The 16,257-nt window shown below is 58.7% G+C and carries 16 protein-coding genes; 3 read left to right on the top strand and 13 right to left on the bottom strand.

Annotation, left to right across the window (positions count from 1 at the left end):
- Positions 1 to 23 precede the first annotated feature (23 nt).
- Both QD461_RS03640 and QD461_RS03635 read left to right on the top strand, forming a co-directional pair.
- Positions 24 to 3,281 carry an adenylate/guanylate cyclase domain-containing protein gene (locus QD461_RS03640; RefSeq protein WP_414086697.1) on the top strand — a complete coding sequence of 1,086 codons (3,258 nt, stop codon included), beginning with the start codon at positions 24 to 26 and terminating at the stop codon, positions 3,279 to 3,281.
- A gap of 73 nt (positions 3,282 to 3,354) precedes the next feature.
- Positions 3,355 to 4,035 (top strand): peroxiredoxin-like family protein, encoded by a 681-nt coding sequence (locus QD461_RS03635; RefSeq protein ID WP_414086519.1) that lies wholly within the window; start codon positions 3,355 to 3,357, stop codon positions 4,033 to 4,035.
- A gap of 70 nt (positions 4,036 to 4,105) precedes the next feature.
- On the opposite strand, the gene recO is transcribed toward QD461_RS03635, so the two are convergent.
- The 11 genes from recO to rpoZ form a co-directional block, all read right to left on the bottom strand.
- Positions 4,106 to 4,885, bottom strand: a complete 780-nt coding sequence (gene recO / locus QD461_RS03630) for a DNA repair protein RecO (protein ID WP_414086518.1) — start codon at positions 4,883 to 4,885, stop codon at positions 4,106 to 4,108.
- A 59-nt stretch (positions 4,886 to 4,944) separates the two neighbouring features.
- On the bottom strand, positions 4,945 to 5,400 hold the full coding sequence (locus tag QD461_RS03625) for a response regulator (protein WP_414086517.1): 456 nt from the start codon (positions 5,398 to 5,400) through the stop codon (positions 4,945 to 4,947).
- 249 nt (positions 5,401 to 5,649) lie between these two features.
- Positions 5,650 to 6,402: a Crp/Fnr family transcriptional regulator gene (locus QD461_RS03620; RefSeq protein ID WP_414086516.1), complete on the bottom strand. Its 753-nt coding sequence runs from the start codon at positions 6,400 to 6,402 to the stop codon at positions 5,650 to 5,652.
- Positions 6,403 to 6,487: 85 nt separating this feature from the next.
- Entirely contained in the window at positions 6,488 to 7,432 is a 945-nt protein-coding gene (gene era, locus QD461_RS03615; protein WP_414086515.1) for a GTPase Era, read from the bottom strand.
- A gap of 184 nt (positions 7,433 to 7,616) precedes the next feature.
- Positions 7,617 to 8,336, bottom strand: a complete 720-nt coding sequence (gene rnc, locus QD461_RS03610; protein WP_414086513.1) for a ribonuclease III — start codon at positions 8,334 to 8,336, stop codon at positions 7,617 to 7,619.
- Positions 8,333 to 9,079 (bottom strand): signal peptidase I, encoded by a 747-nt coding sequence (gene lepB, locus QD461_RS03605; protein ID WP_414086512.1) that lies wholly within the window; start codon positions 9,077 to 9,079, stop codon positions 8,333 to 8,335. The genes rnc and lepB overlap by 4 nt, the downstream gene beginning before the upstream one ends.
- 115 nt (positions 9,080 to 9,194) lie before the next feature.
- A complete protein-coding gene (gene acpS / locus QD461_RS03600; RefSeq protein WP_184701432.1) occupies positions 9,195 to 9,599 on the bottom strand; it encodes a holo-ACP synthase in 405 nt (134 codons plus the stop codon).
- A 57-nt stretch (positions 9,600 to 9,656) separates the two neighbouring features.
- Positions 9,657 to 10,244: a DUF2062 domain-containing protein gene (locus tag QD461_RS03595; RefSeq protein ID WP_414086511.1), complete on the bottom strand. Its 588-nt coding sequence runs from the start codon at positions 10,242 to 10,244 to the stop codon at positions 9,657 to 9,659.
- A 219-nt stretch (positions 10,245 to 10,463) separates the two neighbouring features.
- The gene (locus QD461_RS03590; RefSeq protein ID WP_081615336.1) at positions 10,464 to 10,613 is read right to left on the bottom strand and encodes a DUF3563 family protein; all 150 of its coding nucleotides are present in this window, start codon (positions 10,611 to 10,613) and stop codon (positions 10,464 to 10,466) included.
- A gap of 192 nt (positions 10,614 to 10,805) precedes the next feature.
- On the bottom strand, positions 10,806 to 13,022 hold the full coding sequence (locus QD461_RS03585) for a RelA/SpoT family protein (RefSeq protein ID WP_184701428.1): 2,217 nt from the start codon (positions 13,020 to 13,022) through the stop codon (positions 10,806 to 10,808).
- A gap of 100 nt (positions 13,023 to 13,122) precedes the next feature.
- Positions 13,123 to 13,524, bottom strand: coding sequence for a DNA-directed RNA polymerase subunit omega (rpoZ, locus tag QD461_RS03580; RefSeq protein WP_414086510.1), 402 nt, complete (start codon positions 13,522 to 13,524; stop codon positions 13,123 to 13,125).
- A 312-nt stretch (positions 13,525 to 13,836) separates the two neighbouring features.
- On the opposite strand from rpoZ, the gene QD461_RS03575 reads away from it, so the two are divergent.
- On the top strand, positions 13,837 to 14,421 hold the full coding sequence (locus tag QD461_RS03575) for an NYN domain-containing protein (RefSeq protein ID WP_184701424.1): 585 nt from the start codon (positions 13,837 to 13,839) through the stop codon (positions 14,419 to 14,421).
- 119 nt (positions 14,422 to 14,540) lie between these two features.
- Here QD461_RS03575 and smpB read toward each other — a convergent pair whose 3' ends face one another.
- Complete coding sequence (gene smpB, locus QD461_RS03570; RefSeq protein WP_004121827.1) at positions 14,541 to 15,020, bottom strand: SsrA-binding protein SmpB; 480 nt, start codon at positions 15,018 to 15,020, stop codon at positions 14,541 to 14,543.
- Positions 15,021 to 15,160: 140 nt separating this feature from the next.
- On the bottom strand, positions 15,161 to 16,045 hold the full coding sequence (dapA, locus tag QD461_RS03565; protein WP_414086509.1) for a 4-hydroxy-tetrahydrodipicolinate synthase: 885 nt from the start codon (positions 16,043 to 16,045) through the stop codon (positions 15,161 to 15,163).
- Positions 16,046 to 16,257 lie beyond the last annotated feature (212 nt).

Genomic DNA, 16,257 nt, shown 5'->3' with positions numbered 1-16,257 from the left:
CGGGCTTGCGCGAGGTGCGTCCGATGGAGTGCGCCGGCTGCGGTTTCGATATTCAGAGCGGCTTTGCTTTCTGTCCGCGATGCGGAGCAAGGCAACCTATCGCTTGTGCCGCTTGCGGCTATCCCTGCCAACCGGATTTCGTCTTCTGCCCCCGTTGCGGCGCCGCGACTTCCGACAAGAGATCCCCTCCTCCCACCGCCACTGCCAAATCGAACGTCGAGACGGTGCCGGCAAAATCCGATGGCGATGCCGACCGGCGGCCGGTGACCGTGCTTTTTGCGGATCTCTGCGGCTTCACGACGCTGAGCGAGCAGATCGACCCGGAAGTCATGCGGGTGTTGCAGAATGACTTGTTCGAAGAGATGACGCAGGCGGTCGAGGCCTATGGCGGCTTCGTCGACAAGTTCGTCGGCGATGCGCTGCTGGCCTTGTTCGGCGCGCCGGTCGCCCATGAAGACGACCCGGTGCGGGCACTGAACGCAGCACTTAACATGATCGAGCGGGCGACGCAGGTCGGCGAGCGCTGGCAGCCCCGCGCCGGCGTGCCGCTGCGTCTGCATATCGGCATCAATAGCGGTCCTGTCGTCACCGGCGGCTTCGGCGCCATCAGCGCAAAATCCTATTCCGTGACCGGCGATACGGTGAACACGGCCCAGCGCCTGCAATCGATGGCCGGCGAAAACGATATCCTCGTTGGACCGCTGACCTATCGCCTCACCCGCCATGCTTTCGCCTTCGACAATCTCGGTGCCCAAAGCTTGCGCGGCAAAAGCGGCAATGTGCTTGTGCATCGGCTGACGGGGCCACTGGAAGCGCCACATACGGCGCGCGGTCTCGAAAGTTTCGGCCTTCAGGCACCGATGATCGGGCGGGATACGGAGTTGTCTCGGCTGTTGACCTGCCTCGACCTTGCCTGCGGCGGTGCGGCACAACTCGTCCGTCTCATTGGCGATGCAGGCATCGGCAAATCGCGGCTGGCCAACGAGTTCATTGGAATTGCCGGCAATGCCGTCCGCTTTCAGGGCCTCGCCATCCGCAAAGCCACCTGCTCGCCTCTCGGCGAACAGTCCTATGGGACACTGGCCGCGGTCGTGCGCAGCGCCTACGGCATCGGCGAGCGGGACGATCTCGACAGGACGCGACAATTGCTAGCGAATGGATTCCGCGCACTTGACCTCACACAGGAGGATGTCGACGGGCTTCTACCGCTTTTCCTGCATGTGCTTGGTCTCGGCTATCCGAGCGGAGCGCTGCGGCACATCGAGCCGGAGCAATTGCGCCGGCAGATCTTCTATGCCGTGCGGACCGTCTTCGAGCGGCGCCTGGCGCAGGGTCCGCTGCTGCTTGTCATTGAGGACCTGCATTGGGCCGATGCCGCCTCGCTGGAAGTGCTTCGCTTCATGATGGATCGGCTGGAGCGCAGCCGGCTGATGCTGCTTGCGATCTACCGACCCACATCGCAGATCGATCCGCTGGATTCCAATCGTGTCAGCGTCACGGTGCAGCGTCTCGGTTCGCTCGTCGCGGCAGATGGGCAGAAGCTGCTTGCTGCTTTTTTCCGCGAGGATCATGGCAAGCTGCCGGCCGCAATGCGCAAACGCATTCTTGATCGTGCGGGTGGCAATCCACTTTTCATCGAAGAGATTCTTCGAGGATTGATCGACATGGGTGGGCTGCACAATGACGGTCAGCGCTGGGAACTTGCTGCGGAAGACACCGATGTCAATATTCCGGTCAATCTGCAGGCCCTGTTGCTCGCCCGTGTCGATCGTCTACCACCGGAGATCAGACGGCTGGCGCAGGAGGCGGCGGTGGTCGGCCCGAAGTTCGACACCCTTCTGCTGCGCAGCGTTGCCAGCGAACCTCATGTCATCGACGCGGCGTTGGACTATCTTTGCGATACCGATATGATCGAGGAGTTGCGCGGGCCGGATGCCGGTGCTTCTCCCACCTATCGTTTCAGCCAGTCGCTGCTGCACGACGTCATCTACCATAATCTCCTGCTGCAGCGGCGCATGGAGCTGCATCACCGGATCGGCCGTGTTCTGGAACGCCAATATGGCGCAACGCCGGATCGGCCCGAGCATCTGGCCCAGCTCGGCCATCATTTCAGCCTGACCACGGAAAAGGCGAAGGGCGCCGGCTATCTGATGGCAGCGGGCGATATGGCACGCAAGACCTACGCCAATGACGATGCCATGCGGCTCTATCGCCAGGCGCTCGCAACCTTCGAAAACGAGCCGGAGGTGGCGCCGGAGCAATCGGCGCTGCTGGAACGTCTGGCCGATCTCTGTGGCCCCGCCGGTCGCCGCGATGCCGCCTTGAGCCATTATCAACGGGCGCTCGCGATCCATCGCAACGGTGACGATCGAATTGCGGCCGCCAGGATATTGCGCAAGATCGGCCGGCTGCATCTCGAGGCGGGACGCCGCGATCAAGCGGAGGCACATTGCGCCGAGGCGGAAGCGATGATCGCGACGATCGACGCGCCAGTCGAACACGCGCATCTCCTGCAGGAGCGTGGCCATCTTGCCTTCCGCATGGGCGATCAGGCGGCAGCTGCCGAATGGGCGACGCAGGCCCTGCAACGGCTGCAGACGCTTCCCATCGACGGAACGACCGAAGCCGGACGAGAGGCGGCGCGCGCCATGGCGGAGGCCCTGAACACCAAGGGTGCAGCACTGGCGCGGCTTGGCCGCCGCCGCGATGCTGTGCAGGAGGTGGAGCGCAGCCTCACTGTCGCCGAAAAGGCCGATCTGCAAAGCGCTGCCTGTCGCGCCTATTCCAATCTCGGCGTGCTCTACACCATTGTAGATCCAGCCAACGCGATCAAGATCTGTCGGCGCGGGCTGGAGGTCGCGACCCGTATTGGCGATCTCGGCTTTCAGGCACGCCTTCTCGCGAACCTTGCCGTTTCCTGCTGTACCTTTACCGACCGCTGTGCCGCCGAGGGCGTGCCGGCAGCCGAGAAGGCCGTGGAAATCGACCGGGCGCTGGATCAGCGTGACCACTTGTCCGTGCCCTTGATCGTTCTGGGGCAGATCCATCAATGTCACGGAAAGCCGAAGCTCGCGCGCAAATATTACGAGGAAGCCCTTGAGGTTGCGAAGGAAATCGATGAGCCGCAATTGCTCTTTCCATGCTATGATGGCTTGGCGACACTAAGCCTGGAACATGACGACCTGGTCGAGGCGGAGCGTTTTTTCACGCTGGCTCAAGATGTATGTGCCCGCCACAACCTCGATCCGGGCACGCTTGTCGTATTGCCGTTTCTCGACTGACTGTCCTCGTTGTGACGGTCGCCGGAGATCTGTTGGGAGAACCTATTCAAGGAGATAAAGGGAGGAACGAGACATGCAGGAGAACCATACCGAAAGACCGTTACAGCCGGGAGATCGCGCGCCGAATGTCGTGCTGGATGCGATCACTCGCCAGGGCAAGATCGCGATCGACGATTTTCGCGGCCAGAGGCCTGTGCTTGTGGGACTATTCCGAGGACTGCATTGTCCCTTCTGCCGCCGTCAGATCGCCGCAATGTCCGAACTCACGGGTGCCCTTCAGGAGAAAGGCATCGACAGCCTGACAGTCGTCAACACGCCGATCGAACGCGCCCGGCTCTACTTCCGGTACCATCCGCTTCCCAATCTGCTGGCTGCTTCCGATCCGGAGCGGGTATCGCATAGAGCCTTCGGTTTGCCGAATGTCGAGTTCACCGAGGATGAGACGGACTGGCCGCGCAAGGTCGGCATAAGCGCGGTGCGGTCGATGCGCATCGAAATGCCGAGCGAACTTCCCCAGCCGATGGATCCGATGACGGCGATGGAGTTCCTCGACAAGGCGGATGGCTATGAAATCACCGAGGACGACAAACATATGGTTGCGACAGGCGAAGGCCAGCTCGTCGGCGAATTCCTGCTCGATCGGGATGGTGTCATTCGCTGGTGCTTCACCGAGGCCGAAGAGGCCGGTCGTCATATGTTCGGCATTCCCGCCCCGCGCGAGGTGATGTCGGCAGCGTCCAATATGGCTGTTTGACCGAGCGATCTTTCCGCTTGGAGCCATGCCCTGAGCATGATCCCACCCGCCTGCGCTTGGGGATCATGCTCTATATTTTGGTGGCGACGGCCGACCGCTCCTGCGGCGTTTCCAGGGATGCCGCGTTCAGTGCTTTCATCGCCGCCTGGATGAAGCCCTCGCGCGCCGCGGCGATCTGAATGCCGCGCGGCTCATAGACGTGGCGATGCAGAAAGAACCCGGTCAGACGAAAGGCAGCAGAGAGGCTGTCTCCATCCGCAGCGACCACGGCTCCGGTCGTCAGAAATGGCGGCAGGATCAACATCTTATCCGCCCATGGCATGCCAGCTGCGCGGCAGACGGCCCGCCCGCTTTTCGGCGAAACGAAGGCCAGATCCTCACGCCCGCCGGTGGCCGCGCATTCGGTCAAATCGAGACCGAAACCGAGATCGTTCAAGACGGCAAGTTCGAAGCGCACGAAAAGTTCGCCGGCGTCGGCGGGGTTCTGCAGGTTTTCCAGAATGACGTCGAGCGCATCGTAAAGATGCGGGTGCGGGTCGCGCTCGGGCAGCAGCCGAAGCAAGGCAGCCATCGCCTGCACGCCGTAGACGGCGGTGGCGGTTTCCATCAGCCGCGCCGCTCTCAACGTCACCGGTTCCATACGAAATTCGCCCAGATGCTCGTGCAGCCTCGCTCGCCAGGTCGCTTCTACGAGATTGCCGGCCTGCAACACTGGCTGCATGGAGCGAGACCTGCCACCTCGCACCATTCCCATATGACGACCCCGCGACCGCGTCATCACCTCGACGACGACGCTGGTCTCGCCGTGGCGCTTGACGCCCAAGATGATCGCGTGGTCTTGCCACTGCATCGGCCGGTTTATCCTAAAAGAATGTCTCGATTCGAGTTTAGGACAAATGACCCCTGATGTCACATGGCGGAGGGTTTGCCGATGGCCGACAGCGTTTGGACGAAAAGCCGCATGGCTTGCTCATCGAAAGGCTTGTTCAAAAGCGGCACATGCCGCAGGTCCGACGGAAAGTCCAGCGTATCGGAATAGCCGCTGACAAAACCGAAGGCGATGCCGCGCTCCAGCAGCAAACGCGCGAAGCCGAAGCTCGTCGTTTCCCCCAGATTGACGTCCAGCATCGCGAAATCATAGCTATCGGAGTGAATGGCGCTAACCGCCTGTTCCAAATTCGAGGCAATTTCAACTTGCCCAATCCCGACAAGGCGCAGTATTTCCTCCACCTCCATCGCAATAATGAGATTGTCTTCAAGAATAAGGACACGTTGAAGCATCATCTCAACGTCATCCCCAAATGCATGCACCAAGCCATACGGCCCGTTAAGAAATTCCACATCTATCCCTCCGGCGCCAATCATCGGCCCGTATTGAATGGAAGGTTTCCCATCCGTTCCTGGCTAGGTCTGTTGTGACATGACTTCGCCTGCAACCCGCTTCGCACTTTTTGCATTGCGGTACTATGGGCTCGTCGATGTGCTCCAATCGCTTTTGCCGCCGGGGTTAGTAAAGAATGAAACTGGTCGAAAAGTGACGGACGTATTAATCTAAGCTGATACAGTTGAGGCCGGCATTTAAAAAAGACATGTCGCTGATCACAATAAATATCGTCAAATGAAGGGTCGCTTGCCCGAATCAGGATTGTCCCAACCGGCTACATCTGCGAGGCCCTTCGCATCCAGAACGCTGCAGCCGCGATCCTGCCAGAGAATCAGTCCGCGCCCGGCCAGCTTTTTCAACGTCTTATTGGTATGGACTACGGAAAGGCCGAGCGTATCGGCGACATGCTGCTGCGTGATGGGAATGACTTTGCTGCCGTTGAAGAGACGAAGAGCGTGGGCGCGCTGATACAGATAGGCAATGAGATAGGCGGCTCGCTCAAGGGCTGATCGGCGTCCGATGCTGAGCAAATGTTCGTCCAGAATCCGCTCTTCGCGTGCCGCAATCCAGGTCAGATCGAAAGCAAGAGGCGGATGGGAGTTGTAAAGCGTCATCAGTTCCGTGCGCTCGAAGACACAAAGCGAGATCGGCGACAGCGCTTCCGTGGAATGCTGCATCTCCCCCATGATCGAGCCCTGCAGCCCGATAAGATCGCCCGGCATGACGTAGTTGAGGATCTGCCGTCGGCCATCCTCCAGCGTCTTGTAGCGAAAGCCCCAGCCGGACAGGATGGTGAAGAGATGCGCGCTATGGGCGCCTTCCAGAAAGATGGTAGCGCCCGCATCGACGAGCAACTCGCCTTTCTTGAAGCCGCTGATGAAATTCAGCTCGTCACGCTCGAATTCCCGAAAATGCGGCAGAGACCTCAGCGGACATTCCTGACATGGAGTTCGCTGTCCATGCATCGCCGCGGCCTTCGTCATGAAACGCTCCCCTGAGTTGCATCAGTTCAGGCGACGCGCCCGATAAACTGTTGCAATATAAAGCATTCAGGGGAGCAAAGTTCCATCAGTGCGGGAAGTCGAGGCCCATTTCCCGGAAGCGCTCCGGATCGTCGCCCCAATTCTCGCGCACCTTGACGAAGAGGAAGAGATGGACAGGCTGCTCCAGTATCTCGGAGAGCTCCTTGCGCGATGCAGTCGAGATCGACTTGATCGCCTCGCCGCCCTTACCGAGGGCAATCTTCTTCTGGCTCTCACGCTCGACATAGATCACCTGCTCGATGCGAACCGAGCCGTCCTTGCGCTCCTCCCACTTCTCCGTCTCGACATGCGAGGAATAGGGAAGCTCCTGATGCAGACGCAGGAACAGCTTTTCGCGGGTGATTTCGGCAGCGAGCTGGCGCATCGGCAGATCGGAGATCTGATCCTCGGGATAATACCAGGGGCCTTCCGGCAGTGTCTTTGCCAGATAGTCCATCACATCGTCGCAACCGGAGCCATTCTCAGCGGAGATCATGAAGGTCTGGTCGAAGGCGATCTTCTCATTGGCGGCGGCGGCAAGCGCCAGCAAGTCCTCGCGGCGGACGCGATCGATCTTGTTGAGCACGAGGATTTTCTGCTGCGGAACTTCTTTCAGCCCTTCCAGAATGGCTTCGGCGTCGCCGCGCAGACCGCGCTCGCTGTCGATCAGCAACATGATGAGATCGGCATCCTTGGCGCCGCCCCAGGCCGACGTCACCATGGCGCGGTCGAGGCGACGGCGCGGCTTGAAGATGCCGGGCGTATCCATGAATACGATCTGCGCATTATTGTGAATAGCGATGCCGCGAACGACGGCGCGCGTCGTCTGCACCTTGTGGCTGACGATCGAAACCTTGGCGCCAACGAGCCGGTTGAGCAGCGTCGACTTGCCGGCATTGGTCGGGCCGATGAGGGCCACGAAGCCGGAATGGGTCGGGCCGCCATGTTCAACCGTGCCGTCGTCGGCGGGCGCATCTTGTTGATTGGTCATCTTTTCCGTCGTTTCCACGGCCTCCCCGATCTCATTCCGACCACGGGAAGGCTCAATACTCTTGTTTCTTTCGGCATTCCCCACGGAAAACCGCTATGCACTTTTCCTGGAAATGCTGTCTTCTTGCTCTTCCGCATTCCAGACGGAAAACTGCAGCGCATTTTTCCCGAAATGCTCTCGGCAATCACTTCTCAGAGGGTTGAGACTGCCATACGCCTTCGCGCTCCAAAATCCGCGTTGCCGCCACCTGTTCGGCCGCGCGCTTGGAGCGATCAATTCCTGTTTCGGGCGCGGTTCCTGCCACTTCCACGGTCACTGTGAAGCGAGGATCATGATCCGGTCCGCTGCGATCATCAACCCTGTAGATCGGGGTTACACCGAATTTCGCGTGCGCCCATTCCTGCAGTTCCGTTTTTGCATCGCGTCTCGCCCCGTCGGGCCGAACCGCGCGGCGCTGCCAGTAGCGCAGAATGAAGGTGCGCGCCACTTCGAGGCCACCATCCAGATAAAGCGCCGCAATCAGGCTTTCGACGACATCGGCGCGCACGTTGAGCATGCGCTTGCCGGTCAGCTTCTTCACGTCGGCACCGGTGCGAATGTAGAGATGCAACTGCATCTCGTCGGCAACTTCGGCGCAGGTTTCGGCGCTCACCAACTGATTGAGGCGAACCGAAAGCTCGCCTTCTGTTGCCGTCCCGAAAGTACGGAACAGAAGCTCGGCGATGCATAGGCCGAGAACGCGGTCGCCGAGGAATTCCAGCCGCTCGTAATTGCCTGACTTGTGCGTGCGGGCGCTGGCATGTGTCAGCGCCCAATCGAGGCGATCCGTTTCGGCAAACTCGTAGCCTATCGCAGATTCAAGCTTGACGCGATCCGCCTGCGAGAGCGTTTGCACTTTCGTCATTCGACAACCTTGAAGAGGCGATCCCAACGCATGTTGGTCGGCCATTTCCAGATTTCGCGGAACGACGTGTCGTGGCCGAGCGAGAAGAAGATGACGCTGGCGCGACCAATCAGATTTTCGAACGGCACGTAACCGACATCGAAGCGGCTATCGTCGGAATTGTCGCGGTTGTCGCCCATCATGAAATAATGTCCGGCCGGAACGACGTATTCCTGCGTGTTGTCACCGCGTGAATTCGGCGAAAGATCGAGCGTATCGTAGACCTTGCCGGTATCCGGCATGCGCTCACTGTAGACGGGGATCTTGTCACCCGGCTCCTGGCTGTAATCAGACGCGAAGGTGCCGTGCGGCTCGCGCGGCACTGCCTGACCGTTGATATAGAGAACGTCGTTCTTCATCTGGATGCGATCGCCGGGCAGACCGACAACGCGCTTGATGTAGTCGACATCAGGATTGGGCGGGAAACGGAATACAACCACGTCACCGCGCTTTGGCTCGCTGGAGAAGATGCGGCCACTGAACAGGTTCGGCGAGAACGGCAGCGAATACTTCGAATAGCCATAGGCGAACTTGTTGACGAAGATGTAGTCGCCGACAAGAAGCGTCGGCATCATCGAGCCTGACGGAATGGTGAATGGCTGAAATAGAACCGTGCGGATGATCATGGCCAGGACAAGCGCCTGAACTATGACCTTGATGTTTTCCCACAGAGCATTCTGCTGTTTAACGGCTTTCTCGGACACGCAGTCTTGTTCCTTTTTCGCACCCCACCGGCGCATCTTGCATTCGGCTTCTCTCTACTCGCTTCAAATCACCGCGGCAATGCCGCTGGTGTCAAAAGCAGCATCCGACAGCGATTCAGCCTTCTATCGGCAATGCCTCGATGATCACGAAGGCCTGAGCAAGAGGAAAATCATCCGTTATCGTCAAATGAATGGCAGCGCGATGATTCTCAGGCAGCATGGAAGCCAGCCTTTCTGCCGCGCCTCCCGTCAATTGCATGGTCGGCTTGCCGCTTGGCAGATTGACGACGCCCATATCTCGCCAGAACACGCCCTGCGCCAGTCCGGTACCCAATGCCTTTGAGCAGGCTTCCTTGGCGGCAAAGCGCTTGGCGTAGGACGCGGCCTTGTTCTTGCGGCCTTCGGATTTGGCGCGCTCGATATCGGTGAAGCAGCGATCCGTGAAGCGGGCGCCGAAGCGCTCCATCGTCTTTTCGACACGACGAATGTCGATGAGATCGCTGCCAATGCCGATGATCATGATGCGGCCCTCCCGGCGGCCCAGACGACGTCAGTGTGATGTCAGGTCAGTTTGATGTCAGACGCTCGACGAATTCTCGGCAAGCTCCAGGCGCTCGCGGGCGCGCTCCATCAGCCTCTCCTTGCGGCGCGTCTTGAAGGTCTTCACGCCATAATAGGTCAGCGCATAGACGATCACGCCCGAGACGATCGCAGGCGGAATGCCGCCGATCAGCATCGGTTTCAGGACCGGATCCCAGATTTGAAGGAGATCTCCCTTGTGCCAAAGCGCGGGCAGATCGACGCCGCCACCCTGGTTATTGCTGTCGCGCGCCAGGATCAGATGGCCGATCTCCCAGGTCAAAGCCCAGATGAAGGGGTAGGTAATGGGATTGCCGGCGGCCAGACAGCCGAGCGCGGACGCGATCACGTTGCCGCCGATCAGATAGGCGATAATGATCGCCATCACGAAATGCACGCCGATGAACGGTGTCCAGGACACCACAATGCCTGCGGCAAAGCCGGCCGCAACCGAATGCGGCGACGCTGCAAGGCGAACGAGGCGCTTGCCAAAGTATTGAAAAGAACGAACGAAACCTTTGCGGGGCCAGATATGCTCCCGCAACTTTTCCTTCAGTGTCAGTGGTTTTCGGCGACGAAATAGCATGCGGCTTATCTAGTGCACTGCGGGCGGTCATGACAAGACCGGCCAAACATATCCAGTGCCCGTTAGAAGCCGAAAGTACGGCCCTTTTAGGAACGTCGTCCGCGCTAACGCAGAAAGAAAGACGTTCTTTCATTCTCAGGCAGCATTCCCGCAAGTTCGGGAAGCTCCAAGGGCGCAGCAGCAGCACGCCCTTCTTGGTCTTGGAAGTATTGGCAGCGGTTAACGCTGGCGGAACAGACCGCGATCGACCTGACGCTGACGATATTCAAGGTCAAAACGGTCGTGCGAGCCATTCAGATAAGCCATCTCGCGTTCTTCAACGCTCGGAACGCGCAGGGCGCGGGCGATTTTCTTGATCGGGCTAAACATTGTCTTCTCTCATCTCTGTTTCGTTTCTTCGATGACCAGAAGATAGGCCCGAGAGAGGTTAATTACCACCTCTCTAAAATAGACACAGCCATGCGATAAGCGCATAACTATCCGGAAAGCTGCTCATTTTTGGTCATAAAATGATCACAAAATATGCAGGCAGCATCAAATCGACCATGACGCCGGGCGGCGTCACTCATAAAGCCGCTTCACCGTGGCGATGCAATCGAGCTCCTTGAGCTGCACCAGAAGCTGGTTCAGCTGACGCAGATCCCAGACTTCGACGTCCAGCGCCATCTCGGTGAAGTCGGCGGCGACGCGAACCGTATTGAGAACGCGAATATTGACGTCGACATCGGCGACGGTCTGCGCGACCTTTGCCAGAGTGCCCGGCTCGTTCAGCGCGTTGATCAGGACGCGGGCAGCAAAGCGGGACTTGTTGGCTTCGTCCAGATCCCATCGCACATCGATCCAGCGCTCGGGTTCGTCATCGAACCGCTGAAGAACCGGCGACTGGATGGGATATATGGTGATGCCCTTGCCCTTTTCCATGATGCCGACGATGCGGTCACCGGGAACGGCACCCGTCGGTGCAAAATGCACTTCGACATTGGCCGCCAGACCACGGATCGGTGGCGCCTCCGCATCATCGGCCAGATCGGCCTTGTTCTTGCCGGGAATCTTGAAAATCATGCCGGAGGCGCTGTGGACGTTGAACCAGCCTTCATCCCCAGCCGGCTTGACGGTGACGCGCTCATCCTGATGGTCGGGATAGACTGCGCGCAGCACATCGAGCGACGACATCTCCCCTCGCCCGACGGCGGCGATGGCATCTTCCACGTCCTTCTGGCCGAGACGATGCAGGGCCGGCTTCAGGGCATCCCGCGAGAAGATCTTGCCGGCACGCTCGAAGGTGCGCTCCAGAATGCGGTGGCCGAGGCCGGCATATTGCTTGCGAATGGCAAGCCGGGTCGCACGGCGAATAGCCGCGCGTGCCTTGCCCGTCACGACGATCTCTTCCCAGGCCGCCGGCGGTACCTGGACGCCGGAACGGATGATCTCGACTTCGTCGCCGTTGGTCAGTCGCGTCACCAGCGGCATGATGCGGCCGTTGATCTTGGCTCCAACGGTGGTGTCGCCGATATTGGTGTGAACCGCATAGGCGAAATCGATCGGTGTCGCGCCACGCGGCAGGGCAATCAGCTTGCCCTTGGGGGTGAAGCAGAAGACCTGATCCTGGAACAACTCAAGCTTCGTATGCTCAAGGAACTCTTCGGGACTATCGCCCTCGGCCAGCGCCTCGATGGTGTGACGCAGCCAGGAATAGGCGCTGCTTTCCTTGGAAAGAACGTCGCCATCGCCATTGCCGTTTGCGCCGTCCTTGTAGAGCGTGTGAGCGGCGATACCGAACTCGGCGATCTCGTGCATGCGCTTGGTACGGATCTGCAGCTCGATACGCTGGCTGGAGGGGCCGACGATCGTGGTGTGCAGTGAGCGGTAGTCGTTCTGCTTCGGCGTCGAGATGTAGTCCTTGAATCGACCGGGAACGACGCGCCAGCGAGTGTGCACGATGCCGAGCGCCCGATAGCAGGACGGTATGTCGTCGACGAGAAGACGGAAGCCATAGATGTCCGAAAGCTGCTCGAAGGAGAGCGACTTCGACTGCATCTTGCGGAAGACCGAGTAAGGCTTCTTCAGCCGCCCCTTGACCATGGCATTGGCAAGGCCGTTGGCCACCAGCAGATCGCGCAGCTCGGTCTCGATCTTCTTGACGAGGCCTTCATTGCGTCGCGACAACTCCTCCAGTCGCTTGGTGACGGTGTCGTACGCCTCGGGGTTGATATGACGGAAGGAGAGCTCTTCAAGCTCTTCGCGCATGTCCTGCATGCCCATGCGGCCGGCAAGCGGCGCATAGATTTCCATCGTTTCTTCGGAAATGCGAGCACGCTTTTCCGGCGACATGTGATCGAGCGTGCGCATATTGTGCAGGCGATCGGCAAGCTTCACCAGAAGCACGCGAACGTCGTCGGAAATGGCGAGCAGCAGTTTGCGCAGGTTTTCGGCCTGCTTTGCCTTCTTGGTGACGAGATCGATCTTCTTGATCTTCGTCAGCCCCTCGACCAGGCGACCGATATCCTCGCCGAACAATTCGTCAATCTCGGCACGTGTCGCCGTCGTATCCTCGATCGTGTCGTGGAGGAGCGCGACCGCAATGGTCGATTCGTCCAGGCGCATATCGGTCAGGATGGCGGCAACTTCGAGGGGATGGGAGATGTAGGGATCGCCGCTTGCGCGTTTCTGTTGGCCATGCTTCTGCATCGCATAGACATAAGCCTTGTTGAGCAGCGCCTCGTTGGCATCGGGCTTGTACTTCTGCACCCGCTCAACAAGCTCATATTGCCGCATCATTCCAAGGCTACTCCCGCAAAAACAAAAGCGCGCCAGTCATATGACCGGCGCACGCATCCCCTCATCATATCGCTCCTGCCCGGAGCATCAAGATCGACGATCAGTAATCGTCGCTTTTTTCCGGCGGAACAAGGCCTTCGATGCCGGCCAGCAGTTCTTCTTCCGACATCTGGTCGAAAGTGACGGCTTCCGGAACGTCTTCTTCCTCGTCGCTGGCAGCCGAAGCACCACCGGCCGCAAGCAGGCTTGCCGGATCGGGCTCGGGCTCATCCACTTCGACATGCTTCTGCAGCGAGTGGATCAGATCTTCCTTGAGGTCGTCGGGCGACAGCGTCTCATCAGCGATTTCACGCAGCGCGACGACAGGGTTCTTGTCGTTATCGCGGTCTATGGTGATGGAGGAGCCCTGCGAGATCAGGCGGGCGCGATGGCTGGCAAGCAGCACGAGCTCGAACCGGTTCTCTACTTTATCAATGCAATCTTCTACTGTGACACGGGCCATTGCCTGTCCTTTGCGGTCGTGATGTCGTCATCATGTCTCGGAGTAGCACGCCGATACAAGCAAACGATGGCAAATTCAAGTTTTTCCTGTTTGAGCCCCTGCGCGCAATCCCATAAAGTGCTAAAATTCTCCTAGACAAATGGTGCATTCCACCTAAGATTGCTTGGAATATCGCGTAGCGTGCCCTAAATCTCGTCTATATGAATAATTCATAAAGTAATTCGAATTATTCTTCGGACGCTGTACAAGGCCTTGTTTTAGCTTACCTTTGAATAAAAAGATTACGTTTTTGTAACAGTGGATATGTAAGCGATGTTTGACCCACGCGAGAAAATCGCACTTTTTATAGACGGCGCCAATCTCTACGCTGCATCTAAGAGCCTCGGCTTTGACATAGACTATCGCAAACTCCTGAAGGCGTTTCAAAAACGTGGATATCTGCTGCGCGCCTATTACTACACCGCCCTCATTGAGGATCAGGAATATTCCTCCATTCGTCCGCTGATCGACTGGCTCGACTATAACGGCTACAAGGTCATCACCAAGCCGGCGAAGGAATTTACCGACTCCATGGGACGCCGCAAGATCAAGGGCAACATGGATATCGAGCTGGCGATCGACGCCATGGAGCAATCCGAGACCGTCGATCATCTGGTGATCTTCTCCGGTGACGGCGACTTCACGACGCTGGTGGAAGCTTTGCAGCGTCGCGGCCGCAAGGTTTCGGTGATTTCGACGATGGCGACCCAGCCGCCCATGATTGCCGACGACCTGCGCCGTCAGGCCGATCACTTCATCGACCTCGTATCGTTGAAGGCCGAAATCGGCCGCGAACCCTCGGAACGCGCTCACCGCACTGCAGATGTGGCTCATACGGAAGCCGACGCCGAACAATAAAGCCGAATTGATGGCTGCCTGCGGTCTTCGAAGCCAGACTTCTGTCGTTGCTTTACCTATGCTTGACGGAACCCAGCTGCTCGCCGGGAATCAAGGCAGTTCGGCCAATGCCGTAGGTTTTAGCCGTTGTCCTTGAGCAGCCGGCTCTTCTGGCGGTTCCAGTCGCGTTCCTTCTCGGACTCGCGCTTATCGTGCAGCTTCTTACCCTTGGCGAGCGCCAGCTCAAGTTTTGCTCGGCCGCTATCGTTGAAATAGATCTTCAACGGCACCAGCGTCATGCCCTCGCGGTTGACGGCGGAACGCAGCCTGCCGATTTCGCGGCCGGAGAGCAGCAGCTTACGGCGGCGACGCGGCTCATGATTGAAGCGGTTCGCCTGCAGATATTCCGGCAAATAGGAGTTGATGAGCCAGATCTCGCCGTCTTCATCGGAAGCGTAGGATTCTGCAATGTTGGCCTTGCCTTCACGCAGCGACTTGACCTCCGTGCCCTTCAACACGAGACCCGCTTCATATGTATCGATGATCTCATAGTTGAAGCGTGCCTTTCGGTTCTCCGCCACGATCTTGTTCACTACGCGCTGGCTACCTTTGGGGGCCATGATTGTTCTTCTTCTTTTCTGACGTCATTCCGGCTGCGGCTAACAGCGCGGCCCAGGTTTCAGCACTCTAAATAAGCGAGACCGCTCTCCTTGTGAAGAGAGCGGTCTCGCAGAGTTTGGCAATGAGTCTGCAATTGGCCTCAGTTCAGCAGGCCGGCATGGCGCATGGCCGCATCGATCGCAGCTTCCGTGCTAGGCTCAAGGGTCGACAATAGCGGCGAGCGGACATTGCGGCTCATCCGACCAAGACGGGAAAGGCCATACTTAGCACCGCAGAGACCAGGCTCAAGGAAGATCGCCTTGTGCAGAGGCATCAGACGGTCCTGATACTCCAGCGCCTTGGCATAGTCGCCGGCAAGCGTCGCCGCCTGAAACTCGGCGCAGAGGCGCGGCGCGATATTGGCCGTTACCGAAATGCAGCCGATGCCACCGTGAGCATTGAAGCCCAGCGCCGTCGCGTCTTCACCGGAAAGCTGGCGGAAGTCGCTGCCGCAGGTGATGCGCTGCTCGGAAACCCGTTCGATTTTGCCCGTCGCATCCTTCACGCCGACAATGTTGCCATAGGCATTGGCGAGTGCACCCATCGTCTCCGGCGTCATATCCACGACCGAACGGCCTGGAATGTTATAGATGTAGATCGGCAGCTTCACGGCTTCCGCAACGGCGGCGAAATGAGCGAAGAGCCCCTTCTGCGTCGGCTTGTTGTAATAGGGAGTGACGACGAGCACGGCGTTAGCGCCGACTTTTTCGGCATGCTGGGCAAGCTCGATCGCTTCACGCGTATTGTTCGAGCCTGCGCCCGCCATGACGGGAACGCGCTTGTTCGCCACGTCGATGCAAAGCTCGACGACACGCTTGTGCTCGTCATGCGACAAGGTCGGCGATTCGCCCGTTGTGCCCACGGGCACCAAGCCGCGGCTACCCTCTTTTATCTGCCACTCGACATGGGAGGCAAAGGACGCCTCATCAAACTTGCCAGCGTCAGTAAAGGGCGTAACGAGTGCGGGAATGGACCCCTGGAACATACAAGTCTCCTAGCGGCGCTGCCTTCATGCTTCAGCCGCAATCCATGGTTATGAATCCGCGCACCATAAAGCGCCGGCTTGACGGCGACAAGCGCGCTTTGATTGGTGTGGGGCAGTTTCCGATATGATAATTGATTGAAATTCGAACCGCCGGTAAGGTTTCGTTAATATAGCATTAGGCAAATGGAAAGGGCCTGATTGTTTTGTGAGTA

Origin of the sequence: Rhizobium sp. BR 314 (assembly GCF_047445805.1) — a bacterium.
Taxonomy (GTDB): domain Bacteria; phylum Pseudomonadota; class Alphaproteobacteria; order Rhizobiales; family Rhizobiaceae; genus Rhizobium; species Rhizobium lusitanum_B.
This window is presented reverse-complemented; position numbering and strand designations above follow the sequence as displayed.

What these genes read in the sequence shown, in the direction of transcription:
- QD461_RS03590 (WP_081615336.1), bottom strand. Translation starts at nt 10,613, where the DNA reads ATGTTTAGCCCGATCAAGAAAATCGCCCGCGCCCTGCGCGTTCCGAGC.
- QD461_RS03640 (WP_414086697.1), top strand. Translation starts at nt 24, where the DNA reads ATGGAGTGCGCCGGCTGCGGTTTCGATATTCAGAGCGGCTTTGCTTTC.
- QD461_RS03585 (WP_184701428.1), bottom strand. Translation starts at nt 13,022, where the DNA reads ATGATGCGGCAATATGAGCTTGTTGAGCGGGTGCAGAAGTACAAGCCC.
- QD461_RS03575 (WP_184701424.1), top strand. Translation starts at nt 13,837, where the DNA reads ATGTTTGACCCACGCGAGAAAATCGCACTTTTTATAGACGGCGCCAAT.
- smpB (WP_004121827.1), bottom strand. Translation starts at nt 15,020, where the DNA reads ATGGCCCCCAAAGGTAGCCAGCGCGTAGTGAACAAGATCGTGGCGGAG.
- QD461_RS03620 (WP_414086516.1), bottom strand. Translation starts at nt 6,402, where the DNA reads ATGACGAAGGCCGCGGCGATGCATGGACAGCGAACTCCATGTCAGGAA.
- QD461_RS03595 (WP_414086511.1), bottom strand. Translation starts at nt 10,244, where the DNA reads ATGCTATTTCGTCGCCGAAAACCACTGACACTGAAGGAAAAGTTGCGG.
- QD461_RS03635 (WP_414086519.1), top strand. Translation starts at nt 3,355, where the DNA reads ATGCAGGAGAACCATACCGAAAGACCGTTACAGCCGGGAGATCGCGCG.
- acpS (WP_184701432.1), bottom strand. Translation starts at nt 9,599, where the DNA reads ATGATCATCGGCATTGGCAGCGATCTCATCGACATTCGTCGTGTCGAA.
- dapA (WP_414086509.1), bottom strand. Translation starts at nt 16,045, where the DNA reads ATGTTCCAGGGGTCCATTCCCGCACTCGTTACGCCCTTTACTGACGCT.
- QD461_RS03625 (WP_414086517.1), bottom strand. Translation starts at nt 5,400, where the DNA reads ATGATTGGCGCCGGAGGGATAGATGTGGAATTTCTTAACGGGCCGTAT.
- rnc (WP_414086513.1), bottom strand. Translation starts at nt 8,336, where the DNA reads ATGACGAAAGTGCAAACGCTCTCGCAGGCGGATCGCGTCAAGCTTGAA.
- recO (WP_414086518.1), bottom strand. Translation starts at nt 4,885, where the DNA reads ATGCAGTGGCAAGACCACGCGATCATCTTGGGCGTCAAGCGCCACGGC.
- rpoZ (WP_414086510.1), bottom strand. Translation starts at nt 13,524, where the DNA reads ATGGCCCGTGTCACAGTAGAAGATTGCATTGATAAAGTAGAGAACCGG.
- era (WP_414086515.1), bottom strand. Translation starts at nt 7,432, where the DNA reads ATGACCAATCAACAAGATGCGCCCGCCGACGACGGCACGGTTGAACAT.